This window comes from Aeromonas sp. QDB34 (genome assembly GCF_027705405.1).
Lineage (GTDB): Bacteria > Pseudomonadota > Gammaproteobacteria > Enterobacterales > Aeromonadaceae > Aeromonas > Aeromonas hydrophila.
On sequence record NZ_JAPDBT010000001.1, the window covers coordinates 778118 to 796538 of the forward strand.

14 protein-coding genes are annotated in these 18421 nt (G+C 61.8%); 6 read left to right on the forward strand and 8 right to left on the reverse strand.

Going from position 1 to position 18421, the window contains the following annotated elements:
* Positions 1-71: 71 nt before the first annotated feature.
* A complete protein-coding gene (gene tig / locus OKC29_RS03465; protein WP_016350912.1) occupies positions 72-1382 on the reverse strand; it encodes a trigger factor in 1311 nt (436 codons plus the stop codon).
* Positions 1383-1810: 428 nt separating this feature from the next.
* Between tig and OKC29_RS03470 the strand changes: the two genes are divergently transcribed.
* Positions 1811-2245 carry a YccF domain-containing protein gene (locus OKC29_RS03470; RefSeq protein ID WP_011705879.1) on the forward strand — a complete coding sequence of 145 codons (435 nt, stop codon included), beginning with the start codon at positions 1811-1813 and terminating at the stop codon, positions 2243-2245.
* Between the two features lie 73 nt (positions 2246-2318).
* Complete coding sequence (yfbR, locus tag OKC29_RS03475; protein ID WP_011705878.1) at positions 2319-2909, forward strand: 5'-deoxynucleotidase; 591 nt, start codon at positions 2319-2321, stop codon at positions 2907-2909.
* Positions 2910-2992: 83 nt separating this feature from the next.
* On the opposite strand, the gene lolE is transcribed toward yfbR, so the two are convergent.
* From lolE to OKC29_RS03490, 3 genes are all read right to left on the reverse strand, one after another.
* A complete protein-coding gene (gene lolE / locus OKC29_RS03480) occupies positions 2993-4234 on the reverse strand; it encodes a lipoprotein-releasing ABC transporter permease subunit LolE (protein WP_065477260.1) in 1242 nt (413 codons plus the stop codon).
* On the reverse strand, positions 4234-4932 hold the full coding sequence (gene lolD / locus OKC29_RS03485) for a lipoprotein-releasing ABC transporter ATP-binding protein LolD (protein ID WP_020480138.1): 699 nt from the start codon (positions 4930-4932) through the stop codon (positions 4234-4236). The genes lolE and lolD overlap by 1 nt, the downstream gene beginning before the upstream one ends.
* 76 nt (positions 4933-5008) lie before the next feature.
* The gene (locus OKC29_RS03490) at positions 5009-6244 is read right to left on the reverse strand and encodes a lipoprotein-releasing ABC transporter permease subunit (protein ID WP_073350527.1); all 1236 of its coding nucleotides are present in this window, start codon (positions 6242-6244) and stop codon (positions 5009-5011) included.
* Between the two features lie 76 nt (positions 6245-6320).
* Here OKC29_RS03490 and OKC29_RS03495 point away from each other — a divergent pair, with 76 nt between their 5' ends.
* Together OKC29_RS03495 and mfd are read left to right on the forward strand one after the other, a co-directional pair.
* Positions 6321-6896 carry a hypothetical protein gene (locus OKC29_RS03495; protein WP_011705874.1) on the forward strand — a complete coding sequence of 192 codons (576 nt, stop codon included), beginning with the start codon at positions 6321-6323 and terminating at the stop codon, positions 6894-6896.
* 9 nt (positions 6897-6905) lie between these two features.
* Positions 6906-10370, forward strand: a complete 3465-nt coding sequence (gene mfd / locus OKC29_RS03500) for a transcription-repair coupling factor (protein ID WP_073350529.1) — start codon at positions 6906-6908, stop codon at positions 10368-10370.
* A gap of 84 nt (positions 10371-10454) precedes the next feature.
* On the opposite strand, the gene fbp is transcribed toward mfd, so the two are convergent.
* Positions 10455-11489 carry a class 1 fructose-bisphosphatase gene (gene fbp / locus OKC29_RS03505; RefSeq protein ID WP_073350530.1) on the reverse strand — a complete coding sequence of 345 codons (1035 nt, stop codon included), beginning with the start codon at positions 11487-11489 and terminating at the stop codon, positions 10455-10457.
* 384 nt (positions 11490-11873) lie between these two features.
* On the opposite strand from fbp, the gene OKC29_RS03510 reads away from it, so the two are divergent.
* On the forward strand, positions 11874-13490 hold the full coding sequence (locus OKC29_RS03510; protein WP_073350532.1) for a peptide ABC transporter substrate-binding protein: 1617 nt from the start codon (positions 11874-11876) through the stop codon (positions 13488-13490).
* A 49-nt stretch (positions 13491-13539) separates the two neighbouring features.
* Here the strand turns inward: OKC29_RS03510 and OKC29_RS03515 are convergent, their stop codons facing one another.
* From OKC29_RS03515 to sixA, 3 genes are all read right to left on the reverse strand, one after another.
* The gene (locus tag OKC29_RS03515; protein ID WP_011705870.1) at positions 13540-14457 is read right to left on the reverse strand and encodes a DMT family transporter; all 918 of its coding nucleotides are present in this window, start codon (positions 14455-14457) and stop codon (positions 13540-13542) included.
* Positions 14458-14657: 200 nt separating this feature from the next.
* A complete protein-coding gene (locus OKC29_RS03520) occupies positions 14658-14864 on the reverse strand; it encodes a DUF1107 domain-containing protein (protein ID WP_016350921.1) in 207 nt (68 codons plus the stop codon).
* 133 nt (positions 14865-14997) lie between these two features.
* Entirely contained in the window at positions 14998-15465 is a 468-nt protein-coding gene (sixA, locus tag OKC29_RS03525; protein ID WP_011705868.1) for a phosphohistidine phosphatase SixA, read from the reverse strand.
* A 162-nt stretch (positions 15466-15627) separates the two neighbouring features.
* Between sixA and OKC29_RS03530 the strand changes: the two genes are divergently transcribed.
* Complete coding sequence (locus tag OKC29_RS03530) at positions 15628-18402, forward strand: insulinase family protein (RefSeq protein ID WP_073350533.1); 2775 nt, start codon at positions 15628-15630, stop codon at positions 18400-18402.
* Positions 18403-18421: the final 19 nt, after the last annotated feature.

Genomic DNA, 18421 nt, shown 5'->3' on the forward strand with positions numbered 1-18421 from the left:
AAATAAAATGGCCCGAGTGGAGATCACACGAGCCATTATACTTAACAGTCTTGACCTTAAGTCAAATGTTCTTAGGCAGCGGCACCGGACTTGTTGATCACTTCGTCAAATGCAACTTCCTTCTCGGTCACCTGGGCCTTGGACAGGATCAGGTCGATGGCTTGATCTTCAACTGCCAGGTTGCGAACGCCGTTCAGCATCTGTTCGTTCTTCTGGTAGTACTCGATCACTTCCTTCGGATCTTCGTAGGCAGTGGCCATGGATTCGATGATGCTGTTGACGCGCGCTTCATCAGCCTTGATCTCGTTGGTACGGATCACGTCGCCCAGCAGCAGACCTACGCGTACACGACGCTCGGCCTGGCCCTGGAACAGCTCGGCCGGCAGTTCAGGAGCGTTGCCGCCCTGGAAGCCGCCGAAACGCTGCAGCGCCTGCTGACGCAGGGCATCGATTTCCTGAGCAACGGCAGCCTTCGGCAGATCGATCTGGTTGGCTTCAACCAGACCGTTCAGCACCTGCTCTTTCACGCTGTTTTTCAGGGCTTGAGCCAGTTCGCGCTCCATGTTCTTGCGCACTTCGGCTTTCAGCTCTTCAACGTTGCCGCTCTCGATGCCGAAACGCTTGACGAACTCTTCGGTCAGCTCAGGCAGGATCTGCTCTTCAACCTTGTTCAGCTTGGAAGCGAACTTGGCAGCTTTGCCTTTCAGGTTTTCAGCGTGGTAGTCAGCCGGGAAGGTCACGTCGATGGTGAACTCGTCGCCTGCTTTCTTGCCCATGATGGCGTCTTCGAAGCCCGGGATCATGCGACCGGCACCCAGTACCAGGTTGAAGCCTTCGGCCTTGCCGCCGTCGAACTCTTCACCGTCGATGGAACCGACGAAGTCCATGGTCACACGCATGCCATCGGCAGCGGCGGCGTCCACTTCACTCCAGGTAGCGTGCTGCTTGCGCAGGGTGTCGATCATGTTGGCCAGATCTTCATCCTTCACGGTAGCAACCGGCTTCTCGACCTTGATGGTCTCGAGGCCAGCCACTTCAAACTCGGGGTACACTTCGAAGGTCGCGGTGAATTCGAAGTCCTGACCTTCCTGGATCTCTTTCGGATCCATGGTCGGGGCACCGGCCGGGCTCAGTTTGTTTTCGATGATGGCCTTGATGAAGTTGCTCTGCATCATTTCGTCAGCAACGCGAGCATGAGCCATGGCGCCGAACATCTTCTTGATGATGGCAACCGGAGCCTTGCCAGGACGGAAACCGTCGATGCGACGGGTTTTGGCCAGGCCGTTCAATTCTTTGCGCACGGCGGCGTCAACGGTAGCGGCCGGTACGGTGATGGTAAGACGGCGTTCCAGACCCTGGGTTGTCTCTACAGAAACTTGCATTCTTCTACCTCGTTCAACTCAGCACTGCGTGCTGACCCTTTATTGCCCCTGGGCAAAGCCCGGAGTCTTCCTGTTTATAAAGACAACGACTGTCTTTGTGATGAGAAAATATGACGCGACATTATAGCGGCGCACTTTGATCGAGTCGAGCCACACGTCCCCCAACCGGGCAGGGGATGGCACAATTCCCGCCAAACTGTCCCTTATATGGGGAATAGCGGGGCCGACTTCAAGCACACAAGCCGCAAGAATTTGCACTTGCTCACCTTTTTTCGTGCAAGAGCCTACTTTTTCACCTCATATCTCTCCATCGCGGTCTCTTTTCGCCCCCTGCGACCCAAATTGTCCACCCCGCCCCTTCAACCATTGCGTCCATGACCATCGCTCGTTATGGTGGCAGCCATCTTGATAAGTCTGGAGTCACCGACATGGCCTTTTTCCGCTTCTTGTTCAATCTGCTCTGGTTCGTACTGGGAGGCGTCTTCATGGGGCTGGCCTGGTGGCTGGCCGGGCTGATCTGTTTTATCTCCCTCATCGGGATCCCCTGGGGACGCGCCTGCTTCGTCATCGGCACCTTTACCTTCTTCCCGTTCGGCAAGCAGGCGGTCAACCGCAAGACCATGACCGGTCTGAGCGACATGGGTACCGGCACCATGGGGCTGATTGGCAACATCATCTGGTTCGTGCTGATCGGGATCTGGCTGGCCATCGGCCACATCGCCTCGGCGCTGGCCTGCTTCGTCACCATCGTCGGCATCCCGTTCGGCATCCAGCACCTCAAGCTGGCGCTCATCAGCCTGGCCCCCATCGGCCAGATGATCGTCACCAATCAGGAGGCCGAATCCGGTCGTTATATTCGCTGAAGGCGATGCCGCCAGCCGTAAAAAAGGGCAGACTAGGGTCTGCCCTTTTTCATTGTTATCTTCGAGGCCATCCATGCTGCCCAGCCACTTCTTCGCCAATCTCGCCCGCATGAAGCTCATCTATCGCTGGCCGCTGATGCGCAACATCCAGCCCGAAAACATCGCCGAGCACAGCCTGCAGGTAGCCATGGTGGCCCACGCCCTCGGCCTCATCAAAAACCGGCTCTTTGGTGGCAGCGTGGATGCCGATCGCGCCGCCGTCATGGCCCTCTACCACGACAGCAGCGAGGTGCTGACTGGCGATCTGCCCACGCCGGTCAAGTACTTCAATCCCGAGATTGCCCGCGAATACAAGAAGATTGAGCTGGCCGCCGAGCAGCGCCTGCTCGGCATGTTGCCGCCGGAGCTGGTCGAGGATTTTCGCCCGCTGCTCGATTCAGCAGCCCAGGATGGCGAGCTGGCCAGACTGGTGAAGGATGCCGACACCCTCTGCGCCTATACCAAGTGCCTGGAAGAGATCAATGCCGGCAACCGGGAGTTCGAGCCGGCGCGCAAGCGCCTCGAGCAGATGCTGGCGGCCCGGATGAGCGACGAGATGCGCTACTTCATCGACATCTTCGTGGCGAGCTTCTCGCTGCCGCTGGATGAACTCAACGCCCACTAAACCAGCCAGATACCCCAAATGGAAGGGCCCGCCGGTTTGCACCGGCGGGCCCTTCATTTTATCAGCAGACAAGATGCTGCTTATCAGTGCCCCAACTCGCGCGACGGCACCAGCCCGCTTGCCCGCCAGGCGGGGTAGAGGGTGGCCAGCAGGCTCATCAGGATGGCGGCGCCAGTCACGATGAGCAAGTCCTGCATGTGCAGCTCGGTCGGCAGGAAGTCGATGAAGTAGATGTCCGGGTTGAGGAAGCGATGGCCAATGAGCCTCTCGATGACCCCCAGGATCTGGGTCAGCTTGCTGGAGAGCAGGCCGCCCAGCAGGGCGCCGAGCAAGGCACCCGCCACCCCGTTCACCATCCCCTGAATGACGAAGGTGAGCCGGATCTGGCCCGGGCTCGCCCCCATGGTCTTCAAGATGGCGATCTCGCTACGCTTCTCGTTCACCGCCATCACCAGGGTGGAGACGATGTTGAAACAGGCCACCGCCACCACCATCAGCATCACCACGTACATCACGGTGCGCACCATCTGGATGTCCTGATAGAGATAACCCTGCCGGCTCATCCAGCTGCTGATGTAGACGTAGTGCGGGAACTTCTGGGCGGCTGCCACCGTGATGGACTGCGCCTTGAGCACGTCGTTCACCTTGAGACTGAAGCCCTCCACCGCGCTGCCCATGCCGGTGATGGCCTGGGCATCCGCCAGATGCATGAAGCCGAGCACCCCATCGAGCTGGCCACCGATCTCGAGCAGCCCCACCACGGTGAGAGACTCGCGCTTCGGGTTCTTGATGCCGGCGGCGTCGCCGCCCTGAGGCAGCAGCAGGGTAACAGTGTCCCCTATCTTGACCCCCAGCTTGTCGGCGATGGTTTTGCCGAGGATGAGGCCGTGCTCGCCGGCTTCCAGCTCGCGCAGACCACGGCCCGTCATGTAGTTGCCCGCATCGGACAGATTGGCCTCAAGCTCCGGCAGCACGGCGCGCACCTGCAGTCCCTTGAGGGCACTGCCGTGCTCCAGCAGGCCGTCGAGCCGGATCACCGGGGCGGCAGCCTCTACCCCAGGCTGGGCCAGCAGGTAGTCCCGCAGCTTGGGCCAGTTGGGGAGCGGTGCCTCCATCCCCATCAGCTCGCCGTGGGGCACCACGGAGAGCACCCGGTTTTTAAGCTCCCGCTCAAAGCCGTTCATGGCGGAGAGCCCCAGAATAAGCGCCATCACCCCGAGGGCGATACCAATGAGGGAAGAGGCGGAGATAAAGGCGATGAAGCCGTTGCGACGGCGAGAGCGGCTGTAACGCAGGCCCAGAAACAGGGGCAGCGGTTTGAACATCAGGCGACCTCCGCCATCACGCCGCTCACCAGGGTCACCCGGCGATGGAGCTTGGCTGCCAGGCTGAGATCGTGGGTCACCACCACGAACGCGGTGCCGAGCTCGCGGTTGAGTTCGCAGAGCAGCTCATAGACGGCGGTGGCGCTGGCGTGATCCAGGTTGCCGGTGGGCTCGTCCGCCAGCACCAGGCTGGGCTCGTTGACCAGGGCACGGGCGATGGCCACCCGCTGGCGCTCGCCACCGGAGAGTTCGGACGGTCTGTGGTTGAGACGGTGGGAGAGCCCTACCCGCCCCAGCATCCGGCTCGCCTTGTCGGTCGCGCTCTTCACCGATTCACCGGCGATCAGCAGCGGCATGGCAGCATTTTCCAGCGCGGTGAACTCGGAGAGCAGGTGGTGGAACTGGTAAACGAAACCCAGCTCCTGATTGCGAAACTTCGCCTGGGTACGGCTGTCCCAGCGATGGATGTCCTGCCCCTTGAACAGCACGGCGCCGCTGGAGGGATTGTCGAGCGCCCCCATCAGGTGCAGCAGGGTGGTCTTGCCGGAGCCTGAGCTGCCCACCACTGCCAGCATCTCGCCGGGCGCCACGCTAAGGTCGATGCCCTTGAGTACCTGGGTCTCCAGATCGCCCTCTTTGTAGACATGGTTGAGGGCCTGACAGCGCAGCAGCGGCTCGCAGGAGACGGATTGATTCATAAAGGAGGCTCCACTTGCACCTGTAACAACGCCGGCGCCGACAGCAACACCGGCACCAGTAACAACAGAAGATGAATTATTCATAACGCAGCGCCTCGGCCGGTTTGACCCGGGCCGCACGGGCAGCCGGGTAGAGGGTGGCGCTGAAGCTGAGCAGCACGGCGCCCAGCAAAATGGTCACGACCTGGGCGGGTTCGACGATGACCGGCAGGCCCGAGCCGCCGGCCGTCATGTAGAGGTTGAGCCCCACCGCATCGAGCAAGGGGTTGAGCCCCATGGAGAGCGCCAGTCCCGCCAGACCGCCGAACAGGGCGCCGATGACGCCGCTGGAGGCCCCCAGCACCATGAAGATCTTGACGATGCCCGCCTCGCTCATGCCCATGGTGCGCAGGATGGCCACCTCCCCTTCCTTGTCGGTCACCACCATCACCAGGGCGGAGAGGATGTTGAAGGTGGCGACTGCGATGATCAGCACCAGCATCAGCCCCATCATCCGTTTTTCCATGGCCACCGCCTGGAACAGCTCGCCGCGCTCGCGGCGCCAGTCCTGCCACTCCAGCCCGTCCGGCAGCGCCGTCTTGATCACCTCGTCGGCGGCGAAGGGGTCATCCAGCCAGAGGCGGATGCCGCCCACCTGATCCGCCGGCAACCGCAGCATCCGCTGGGCATCCCCCAGCGCAATCAGGGCGACCTGGCTGTCCACATCGGCACCGACCCCAAAGATGCCGGAGACGGTGAAGAGGCGTTGGGCTGGCACCCGGCCAAACGGGGTGAAGCGGGTGCCTTCCGTCAGGATCAGACGGACCTGGTCGCCCATGGAGACCTTGAGGCGATTGGCCACCCCCTGCCCCAGCACTATGTGGTATTCACCGGCCTGCAGGCTGTCCAGACGCCCCATCTGCATCTGGGCATGCAGGATGTCGTCCTTGGGCCACTGGGCGGGATCGATGCCCTGCACACTGACGCCGGTGAGCTGACCGGGGCTTTGCAACATGCCTTCGCTGTCGAGCATGGGGGCATGGGCAATCACGTGCGGCAGCCTGGCCAGGTCGGGCAGGCCCTGCGGCGCGGCATCGATGCGCCCCGCCGGGCTGGTCACCACCACATGGGGGATCACCCCCAGGATGCGGCCCTTGAGCTGCCCTTCAAAACCGTTCATCACCGAGATGACCACCATCAGGGCGGCGACCCCGATGGCGATGCCAAAAGTGGAAAACAGGGAGATAAATGAAACGAAGCGATTGCTGCGTCGCGAGCCTGCATAACGCAGGCCGATGGCCAGCGACAGTGGCTGAAAAAGTCCAGTCTTCAAGGATATCTACATTGCCAACAAAATAAGATACCGGATAATAAAGGGAAACCGTCTATGACAACAAGGGATAGCCTCCATGCAGGAACAGTTCTTCAGTGTCACCCATGCCACACCGGTCAATGTGATCCCCATGCCCGGTGACTTTCATCTGCCCTCGCTGGAAGCACTGGAGGCCGAGCTGCCCGAACCGTTTCGCATCGCCTCCGCCATTACCTCCATCGACATGGTGACCAGCCGCCTGATCCGCAATCAGAACGATTCGATGCACGATCTGGTGGAGATCATCAACCAGCAGTCGCGCAAGATCGACATGATCATGGGCTATGTGCTGTCGGTGCAGGATCATCCGGAACATCGCTTTCACACCCTGCGCTTTGGCGCCGGCCAGCTGACCTACCTGCATCCGCGCCAGGGCCACGGCGAGGTGCCGCACCTGCACCAGATAGTGCGGCTCAAGATCTTCCTGCGCGAAGAGGCTTCTGCCATCTACTGCTACGGCCAGGTCAAGCAGCTGGAACCGAGCGAGCACGGCACCCACGTGATGCTCGACTATGTACGGATCCGCGAGGATGACCGCGAACTGCTGGTACGTGCCAGCCTGCATATCCAGTCCAAACAACTCAAACTTCGTGCGCAAGACCGTCAACGTTAAAAGAATCGAATGATGCCAATGAAGCTTCCCGCCTTGCCCGCCAAGGCGGGCCAAAAGTTAACGCTCGGCCAGCTGACAGGCAGCAGCCTCTCGCTGATGGCCGCCCGCCTCACCCAGGAGGCAGATCGCCCCGTCCTGCTGGTGACCGCCGATACCCCGAGCGCTCTGCGCCTCGAACAGGAACTGCAATACCTGCTGGCCGACAAGGGCTGTCCGGTGCTGCTGTTCCCGGACTGGGAGACCCTGCCCTACGACACCTTCTCCCCCCATCAGGACATCATCTCCCAGCGGCTCGAGACCCTCTACAAGCTGCCGCAGATGAGCAGCGGCGTGCTGATCGTGCCCATCTCCACCCTGATGCTGCGCACGGCGCCCCGGGTCTATCTCGACAAATACAGCCTGATGGTGAAAAGCGGCCAGCGCCTCAATCTGCAGCAGCTGCGCGCGCGCCTCGCCGAGGCGGGCTATGTGGCGGTGGAGCAGGTGCTGGAGCACGGCGAATTTGCCGCCCGCGGCTCCCTGCTCGATCTCTTCCCCATGGGCAGCAGCAGCCCCTATCGCATCGACTTCTTCGACGACGAGGTGGACTCCATCCGCCCGTTCGACCCCGAGACCCAGCGCTCCAGCGAGCCGGTCAAGAGCGTCAGCCTGTTGCCGGCCCGGGAGTTTCCCACCGACGAGGGGGCCATCGAGCTGTTTCGCGGCCAGTATCGCGAGCAGTTCGAGATCTCGCGCGCCGAGGGCTCCGTCTATCAGGAGGTGAGCAAGGGGCGCTGGCCGGCCGGCATCGAGTACTATCTGCCGCTCTTCTTCCAGCAGACCGCCAGCCTGTTTGACCACCTGCCGGACAACACCCTGCTGCTGATCGTGGGGGAGATCTACCCCGCCGCCCAGCGCTTCTGGAACGACATCGCTCAACGCTACGAGGACAGGCGCTGGGACAATACCCGTCCCCTGCTGCCACCCCAGCAGATCTATCTGCCGGTGGAGCAGCTGTTTGCGGCGCTCGGCCAGTACGCGGCCGTGCGGCTGCAGGAGGCCCCCACCGCCGGTGATGCAGGCCAGCACGACCTGCCCATCTCGGCGCTGCCCGAGCTGCAGCTCGATCACAGCAAGGAGCAGCCGCTGCTGGCCCTCAACCAGTTCCTGCAAGGTTTTGCCGGCCGCACCCTGTTTGCGGTGGAGTCCGAGGGGCGGCGCGAGGTACTGGGCGATCTGCTGGCCCGCATCGCGCTGCAGCCCAAGGAGTTCGCGTCACTCGATGCCTTCATCACCAGCAAGGCCCGTCACGGCCTGCTGGTGGCACCGCTCGAGCGCGGCTTCTTGCTGCGAGAGCCGGGGCAAGAGGAGCTGGCGCTCATCACCGAGACCGAACTGCTGGGCGGCAAGATCCGCAGCAAACGGCAACGGGAGAAGAGCAAGAACCTGAGTTCGGATGCGGTGATCCGCAACCTCGGCGAGCTGACCCAGGGTCAGCCGGTGGTGCACCTGGATCACGGGGTCGGCCGCTATCTGGGGCTGGAAACCATCGATGCCGGCGGCCTGCCAACCGAGTTTCTGACCCTGGAATACGCCGGCGGCGACAAGCTGTTCGTGCCGGTCACCAGTTTGCACCTGATCAGCCGTTATACCGGCTCGGACAACCCGCCCAGCCACAAGCTTGGCGGCGAGGCCTGGGTCAAGGCCCGGCGCAAGGCGGCCGAAAAGGTGCGCGATGTGGCGGCCGAGCTGCTGGATGTCTATGCCATGCGGGCGGCCCGTCACGGTTTTGCCTTCAAACACGACCGCGAGGCCTATCGCCAGTTTGCCGCCGGCTTCCCGTTCGAGGAGACCGATGACCAGCTCAACGCCATCAATGCGGTACTCGGCGACATGTGCCAGGCCAAGAGCATGGATCGGCTGGTGTGCGGCGACGTGGGCTTCGGCAAGACCGAGGTGGCGATGCGGGCGGCGTTTGTGGCAGTGCACGGCGGCAAGCAGGTGGCCGTGCTGGTGCCCACCACCCTGCTCGCCCAGCAGCACTACGACAACTTCCGCGACCGCTTCGCCAACTGGCCGGTGCGGGTCGAGGTGTTGAGCCGCTTCCGCTCCGCCAAGGAGCAAACCGCCGTGATGAAAGAGCTGGCCGAGGGCAAGGTCGACATCATCATCGGCACCCACAAGCTGCTCGGCGCCGAGCTCACCTTCAAGGATCTGGGGCTGCTCATCGTCGACGAGGAGCATCGCTTCGGGGTGCGTCAGAAGGAGAAGATCAAGGCGCTGCGGGCCGATGTGGACATCCTCACCCTCACCGCCACCCCCATTCCACGCACCCTCAACATGGCGATGTCGGGCATGCGGGATCTCTCCATCATCGCCACCCCGCCCGCCAAGCGGCTCGCCATCAAGACCTTCGTGCGCCAGCAGGAGCCGGCGGTCACCCGCGAGGCGGTGCTGCGGGAATTGAAACGCGGCGGCCAGGTCTACTACCTGCACAACGACGTGGAGAGCATCGAGAAGTGCGCGGCGGATCTTGCCGAGCTGGTGCCGGAGGCGCGCATCGGCATCGCCCACGGCCAGATGCGCGAGCGTGAGCTCGAGCGGGTGATGTCGGACTTCTACCACCAGCGCTTCAACCTGCTGGTCTGCACCACCATCATCGAGACCGGCATCGACGTGCCGAGCGCCAACACCATCATCATGGATCGGGCAGATCATCTCGGATTGGCCCAGCTGCACCAGCTGCGAGGTCGGGTTGGTCGCTCCCACCACCAGGCCTATGCCTACCTGCTCACCCCCCATCCCAAGCTGATGACCAAGGATGCGGTCAAGCGGCTGGAGGCCATTGCGTCCCTTGAAGATCTCGGCGCCGGCTTTGCGCTGGCCACCCACGATCTGGAGATCCGCGGCGCCGGCGAACTGCTCGGCGACGATCAGAGCGGCCAGATTGAATCGGTCGGCTTCACCCTCTACATGGAGATGCTGGAGCAGGCGGTCGAGGCGCTGAAATCGGGCAAGGAGCCGTCACTCGAACAGCTGATGAGCCAGCACACCGAAGTGGAGCTGCGCCTGCCGGCGCTGTTGCCGGACGACTACATCCCGGACGTCAACATGCGGCTCTCCATGTACAAGCGGATTGCGAGTGCGGCGGACGAGCAGGAGCTGCGCGAACTGAAAGTCGAGCTGATCGACCGCTTCGGCCTGTTGCCGGAACCAACCAAAACCCTGCTGGAGCTGGCGGCCTTCCGCCAGCGCGCCACCGCCCTTGGCATTCGCCGGGTGGAGATGAGCGAACGCGGCGGCTATCTGGACTTTACCCAGGAAACCAGGGTCAACCCTGCCTATCTGGTCAAGCTGCTCTCCGAGCAGCCGCGCATCTACAAGATGGACGGGCCGACCCGGCTGCGCTTCCAGGTACCGACCCAGGACAGGGCCATGCGCCTCAAGCTGGTGGACGGCCTGCTGGCGGATCTCGCCAGTCACGCCAGCCCCTGAGGGGAATGATGGGACGACGAGCCGCTCGCCCAAATAAAACGGGAGCCTTGATGGCTCCCGTTTTTTATCCCGTGACGCTGGCCGTCACGCCTGATTAGCCGGATCCTCATGGGAAGAGAACTCGCGCATAAAGGCCTCGGCCCGATCCACCATCTTGGTGGAACCCACGAAATAGGGGGTACGCTGGTGCAACGCGGTGGGCTGGATGTCCATGATCCGGCCAAAGCCGTCTGATGCCTTGCCACCGGCCTGCTCCACCAGGAACGCCATGGGGTTGCACTCATAGAGCAGGCGCAGCTTGCCGTTCGGCGAGTTGGTGCCGGACGGATAGATGTAGATGCCGCCCTTGAGCAGGTTGCGGTGAAAATCGGAGACCAGCGAGCCGATGTAGCGGGAGGTATAGGGTCTGTGGGTCGCCTCGTCCCGCTCCTGACAATATTTGAGGTACTTCTTCACCCCGTCCGGGAACTTGATGTAGTTGCCCTCGTTGATGGAGTAGATCTTGCCCTCCTCCGGAATGCGGATGTTCTCGTGGGAGAGGCAGAAGCAGCCGATGGAGGGGTCGTAGGTAAAACCGTTGACGCCAAAGCCGGTGGTATAGACCAGCATGGTCGAGGAGCCGTAGACCACGTAACCGGCGGCGACCTGGCGGTTGCCCGGCTGCAGGAAGTCTTCCAGAGTGACGCCGGCACCCGGCTTGCTGACCCGGCGGTAGATGGAGAATATGGTGCCGACGGAGACGTTGACGTCGATGTTGGAGGAGCCATCAAGGGGGTCGATCAATACCACGTACTTGGAGTGACGGGAGAGCTCGGAATCGAAGGAGACGAAATCCTCCTCCTCTTCGGAGGCCATGCCGCACACTTCGCCACGGGCTTCCAGTGCCGCCTTGAAGCGCTCGTTGGCGTAGACGTCCAGCTTCTGCTGCACCTCGCCCTGCACGTTTTCAGCGCCCATGGAGCCGATGATGTCCGCCAGCCCCGCCTTGTTGATCTCCCGGTTCACCACCTTGGCGGCCAGGCGGATGGAGCTGAGCAGCGAGGTCAGCTCGCCGGTCGCGGTGGGGTAATCCGCCTGCTTTTTGACGATGAACTCGCCCATGGTGATCATGTTTCGCATTATTGTTCCTTTAAGATCGTTTCCGTTGGCTTTGAAAACGTTTGCACGCATAGACAAAAAAAGTGCCGATCCTCGGCAGCCTTGTTTTGTAACCTAATGTAACGCCTGTTTTTTGTTTTTGCAGCGAATTAAGCCGCTGAATAAACGCACATCTCCCCCACCTTTTTCGCCCGAAACCGCCCTAAAACTGGTTTCAATCGGTAACTTTTTAGATGTTAATTCGTGGCAAAAACTCACGAAGATGTCGCCATGAGGATGGCAAGATCCCCGCCATGCCCCCTATCTGGGACGCATGCCATGGGGGACCTGTCTGCCTCTTGAGATCTCGCCATCAATCCCGCACACTGGCCCGGCTTTGGAAGCAAAAAAACATAAGGATATTTAATGAAAAGGACACTCATTGCCGGCACGGTTGCCGCCCTGTTCGCACTCCCCGCCCTGGCAGCCCAGGTACCGGCCGGTACCAAGTTGCTGCCGGCAGAACAGCAAACCTTCATCCGCAACATAGGTACCGAACCCGCCTCCATCGATCCCCAGATGGTGGAAGAGACAGCGGGCAGCGAAATCGTCAACGACCTGTTCGAGGGACTCTACACCCTGGACGGGGACGGCAAACTGCAGCTTGCCGGCGCCCTTGGCTACGAGCTCGATCCCACGGGCACCGTCTACACCTTCAAGCTCAGACCCGATGCCAAATGGTCCAACGGCGAGCCGGTGACGGCGGCCGATTATGTCTATGGCTGGCAGCGGGCGGCGGATCCCAAGAATGCCTCCAACTACGCCTGGTTCATCGAGCTGACCGGCGTCACCAATGCCGCCGAGGTCATTCAGGGCAAGCAGAGCCCGGATACGCTGGGCATCAAGGCGCTCGATGCCCATACCCTGCAGATCACCTTGAAAAACCCGGTGCCCTTCTTCCTGAAGACCCTCTCCCACTACACCACCTTCCCGGCACCGAGGGCGACCATCGAGAAGTTCGGTCATGAGTGGGTCAAGCCGGGCAACATCGTCTCCAACGGGGCCTTCGTGCTCAAGGAGTGGACCCCCAACGAGCGTCTCATCTCCGAGCGCAACCCCTATTACTGGGACAACCAGCATACGGTGCTGAACAAGGTGTTCTATCTGGAGATCGTCTCCGATACCGCCGCCTACAACCGCTATCGCGCCGGCGAGCTGCACTACACCAGCTATCCGCTCGAGCAGTACAAGCAGCTCAAGCAGCAGAGCCCGCAGGAGCTGGTGAGCGTGCCGACCCTGGCCACCTACTACTACGTGTTCAACACCCAGCGCAAACCGTTCGACAACCCCAAGGTGCGCAAGGCGCTCTCCCTGGCCATCGACCGGGACACCATCACCGAGAAGATCCTGGGGCAGGGCCAGATCTCCGCCTTCAGCCTGACGCCGCCCATAGTGGACGGCTTCGAACTCAAGCGACCGGCCAGCGAGCAGATGAGCAAGGAGGAGCGGATCAAGCAGGCCAAGGCGCTGCTCGCCGAAGCGGGCTACGGCCCGGGCAAGCCGCTGGATGTGGACATCCTCTACAACACCAACGAGGGGCACAAGAAGATAGCGCTGGCCATCTCCTCCATGTGGAAACACAACCTGGGGGTACAGGCCAAGCTCAACAACATGGAGTGGAAGACCATGGTGTCGGCCCTCAACGAAGGGGACTTCGGGGTCAGCCGCTACGCCTGGAACGGGGATTACAACGATGCCTCCACCTTCCTCGACATCATGACCTCCAGCAGCAGCGCCAACAGCGGCAAGTGGTTCAACAAGCAGTATGATGCCCTGCTGGCCAAGGCCCATGACGCCAGGGATCCGGCCGAACGCAACCAGCTCTATCAGCAGGCCGAGGCCCTGATCGATGCAGAAGCGCCCATCGCCCCGGTCTATTTCTACGTCAAATCCCGCCTGCTCAAACCCAACATCAAGGGCTACCCCTATCAGAACCCGCAGGATCTGGTCTACTCGAAAGATCTCTATCTGACCGCGCAATAAGGTTCGCTATCCCGCAGACAAAAAGACCGCCTTTCGGCGGTCTTTTTTCTCACTCGTCCCGGCAGGCGGCCAGTGCCACCCTGCGCCGGCGCAGCACCACAGGCTGCACCAGCAACTGGGCCAGCAGCACCCCAAACAGGGTCATGCCGCCGCCGATCAGATGATAACTGGTCAATCTCTCGCCGAGCCAGCTGATGGCCAGACCGGCGGTCATCACCGGCAACAGGTTCATGAAGATGGCGGTGCGGCTAGCCCCGAGCAGGGCGATGCCCTGCATCCACAGCCAGGGCGACAGGGCCGAGGTCGGGATCCCCGCATAGAGGATCAGCCAGAGTGCCCGGCCGTCCGGCCATTGCCCATCCACCAGCAGATAAAACGGAGTGAGAAACAGCAGACTGCAGAGCACCTGGCCGTAGAGCATAGACCAGTTGTCGAGCCCCAGATCCCACTTCTTGAGCAACACGCTGTAGAGCGCATAGGTACCCGCCGACAGCAGCATGTAGACGGAACCGATGTGGATGCCCTGGGTAAAGAGGCGGGCGGGATCCCCCTGCCCCAGCAAGATCGCCAGCCCCAGGATGGAGATGACGCCGCCAAGCAGCGCCCCCCAGGTGGGGCGCTCGCGCAGCAACCAGATGCTGAGCAGCACCGTCATCAAGGGGGTGAGCCCCATCATCAGGCCGATCTCGGTGGCCCCCAGGGTCTGCGCCGCGTAATAGCCGAAGGTCTGGTTGAGCACCATGCCGAGCAGGGCCAGCGCCGCCAGCTGATAGAAGCCGGCGCGCAGCTTGGCGCGATCCCGCCAGGCCCGGTGCGCAAGGAACGGCGTCAAGATGATGGCGGCCACCATCCAGCGCGACCAGGCCAGCGCCGCCGGCGAGAGCACCCCCACCGCCAGTTTGCTGACGATGGCGTTGCCGGCCCAGATGGCCATGCAGGAGAAGGGAAACAAGAAGGCAAGTGGCATCGCTATATCCAGAAAAAAGCAGAGGGTATTTCTGGCGGCAGTATAGGGGGGTCAACAGGATTAGCAAGCGCCGCGCCGCCTGGGCAGAATTGGCTGACATAAAGGGGGGCCGAACAGCGCTGAAGGGGCCGCGTGGGCCCAAAAACAGTCATGCCCGCACGGTGGCGGGCATGACGCGGATCAGCGAGGTGACGAAGCAATCACGCCGCATCCATGTGCAGTCTCGAGATCAACTCGTTGACCTCGACCACGGTCTGACGGTGGGGAATGTCCGCCGACGTGGGCATCATCAGCAGGCCGGACTGGAAGTCAAAGCGTCCTCTGCCGTGGATGTAAATCCGCCCCTTGAAGAAGGTTTTGACATGTTTTGCCACCATCAGCGGCAGGTACTTCTTGAACACTCTCATCGTTTGCAACCTCTTGCAGTTGTATCCGTATGACAGCAGCTTCTGCGAAATAATTCCGTAAATTCTGTATAAAAATCCGGAAAAATCGCGACTCTCTTCCCCAAAAAACCAATCTATAACTTTTTATTAACTTTTAGCGTATTGTATGTGGTCCTTCCAACCAGAGCAAGACCCCCTTGCCATCTTGCCACTCGATACAGGCCAGACCTGAGGTGGCAAACATGGGGGCACCGGCCGCCGGACAGAGGCTCTGCACCAGATATCCCACCAGCGGCAGATGGCTCACCATCAGGATGCTGTCATGCTTGGCCGCCAGCGCAGTGAGGTAGCTCGCCACGAAGGCCGGATCGCCATAGGGGGTGATGTCACCACTCTCTTCGACGGCCCCTGCCTTGGGTAATTCACTGCATATGCTCTGCCAGGTTTGTTTGGCGCGCAGGTAGTTGCTGTGGATCACCCGATCCAGCTTGTCGCCAAGCTGGGGGGCCAGCCAGCGGGCCATGTGGATGGACTCTTCGATTCCCTGCTCGGTCAGTGGACGCTGTTCATCTGTTTTCGCATTCATGCCAGCCTGGCCATGACGCATGATGTAGATTTTCATTACAACCTCGCCCAACGGGCCTGTTTTGATAGCGGGGGGATCTTACCCCGCCATGCCGGGGGAAACAATTGCGCTACCTCTCAGAAAAGGGTTTGCCTCACCGGGTAGCGGGGTCGATAATCATGTTTAAATTCAAATAAATCCAACAAGAGTCACGCGCCAATGAGCCCATATGCCAGTCCCAACGACCATCGGCAGTACCACTATCTGGAGCTGGCAAACCGGCTCAGGGTCTTGTTGATCTGCGATCCCGACACCGACAAGTCTGCCGCCTCCCTGGCCGTCAACACCGGCCACTTCGACGATCCGGCGGACCGGCAGGGGATGGCTCATTTCCTTGAGCATATGCTGTTCCTTGGCACCTGCACCTATCCCAAACCTGGTGAATACCAGCAATTTATGAGCCGTCATGGCGGCAGCAACAACGCCTGGACCGGCACCGAGTTCACCAACTTCTTCTTCGAGATCGACAACGGCTTCTTCGAGGCCGGGCTGGATCGCTTCTCCCAGTTCTTCATCTGCCCCACCTTCGATCCCGAGTGGGTGGACAAGGAGCGCAACGCGGTCGACTCCGAATACCGCCTCAAGCTGCAGGACGACGTGCGCCGCAGCTACCAGGTGCATAAAGAGACGGTCAATCCCGCCCACCCCTTCGCCAAATTCTCGGTGGGCAACCTGGATACCCTGGCCGATCTGCCCGGCCGAGATCTGCGCTCCGACCTCATCCGGTTTTACGAAACCCACTACAGCGCGGATCGCATGGCGCTGGTGATGATCTCGCCAGCCACCATCGAGACCCAGCTCGGCTGGTGCGATCGCTTTTTCGCTCCCATTTTGAATCGCAATTTGGGAACGCCGACCCTCGAGATGCCCCTCTACCGGCTCGATGACCTGGGCATTCGCATCCAGATCAACCCGGTCAAGGAGACCCGCAAGCTCGCGCTCACCTTCCCGTTGCCCAACGTGGATGGGTATTACGACAAGAAGCCCCTCACCTTCCTGAGCCACCTCATCGGCTACGAAGGGGATGGCAGCCTGCTCTCTCTGCTGAAAGCGAAGGGCTGGGTCAACCAGCTCTCCGCCGGCGGTGGCATCAGCGGCGCCAACTTCAAGGATTTTGGCGTCAACTTCGGCCTGACCCCGCTTGGGCTTGAACACGTCAACGAGATAGTGGCGGCCCTGTTCGGCTACTTGAAGCTCATCGAACGCGGCGGGGTGGAAGCCTGGCGCTATGACGAGAAGCGCACCGTGCTTGAGTCCGCCTTCCGCTTTCAGGAGCGGGGCCGGGCGCTCGACACCGTCTCCGGGCTGGTGTTGAACCTGTTCAGCTATGCTCCCGACGACCTGCTCTACGGCGACTACATGATGCGCGCATACGACGAGCCGCTCATTCGCCGCCTGCTCGCCAAGCTCACCCCCCACAACCTGCGCCTGACCGTCACGGCGCCGGAGCTCGGCACGGACCGGCTGGCCCGCTGGTATCAGACCCCCTACAGCGTGACCACCATCACCGAGGCGGAGAAGATCCGCTGGCAGCAGAGCGAACCGGATCCGGCGCTGGCCCTGCCGCTGCCCAACCCCTTCATCAGCAACCGGCTCGACGTGCGCACGCCCGAGCTCACCGCCGACATGCCCGCCTGCCTGATTGATCGGCCCGGCTTTCGGCTCTGGCACCTGCACGAGCATCAGTTCAGCGTGCCCAAGGGCAACCTCTACATCTCCATCGACAGCGAGCATGCGGTCAAGAGCCCGCGCCACATCGCCATGGCACGCCTCGCGGTGGAGCTGCTCACCGACCACCTCAACGCCCTCACCTACCCGGCGGAGCTGGCGGGGCTCGGTTACCAGATTTATGCCCACCAGGGCGGCTTTACCATCAACCTGAGCGGCTTTGCCGACAAGCAGCCGCGGCTGCTCGACATGATCCTCGGCAACCGCACCCTGGGTTACCCGGATCCGGCCCGCTTTAGCGAGATCAAGGAGCAGCTCATCCGCAACTGGGACAACCAGTCCAAGGCGCGCCCCATCTCCCAGCTGTTCAACCAGCTCACCAGCCTGCTGCAACCCAACAACCCGCCGTTCGAGCAGTTGCTGCGCCACCTGCGCAGCGTCGAGCTGGGCGAGATGCCCGCCTTCGTGGCGAGCCTCTTTGCCGAGGTGCATGTCGAGACCCTGGTGCACGGCGACTGGACCGCCGCCGAGGCCCTCGAGCTCGCCGCCTTGCTGGAGCGCCACCTTGGCGTCAACAGCCAGCCCAGTGCCGAGACCCGCCGCCCGCTCATCTCCATTCAGGACAGGGGCACCCTCATTCGCGAACAGGGCTGCGAGCATGAAGACTCGGCCCTGCTGGTCTACTACCAGTCCCGCACCACACGGGCGCGGGATCTGGCCTGCTTCACCCTGGCCAACCACATCATGTCCTCCACCTTCTTTCACGAGCTGCGCACCCGCCAGCAGCTCGGCTACGTTGTGGGGGCCGGCAACCTGCCCCTCAATCGCCATCCTGGCCTCATCTTCTATATCCAGTCGCCGGTGGCCGGGCCGCAGATCCTGCTGGATGCGGTGGAGGAGTTCATCGACCTGTTTCCGCTGGCCATGCTCGAGCTCACCGCCCGCCAGTGGCAGGACAGCAAGGCAGGCCTGCAGGCCCAGCTGAGCGAGCGGGATGCCAACCTGCGCAGCCGCGGCCAGCGACTGTGGGTCAGCATCGGCAACAAGGATCTGGGCTTTGATCAGCGCGAAAGGGTGTGCGAGGAGGTCGGCAACCTGAGTCGCGCCGATCTGGTGCGCTTTATCACCCAGCTGAGATCGAGAACGTCGGATCGGCTGATCCTCTGCAGCTATGGTCAGGGCCACGAACACGACGAGCGCATCACCGGCCAGTTCATCGACGACCCCCGTGCATTCCGGCTCAATGCAGCCACCTTCGAGGCCTGATCAGGCCGCCTGTTCCCCT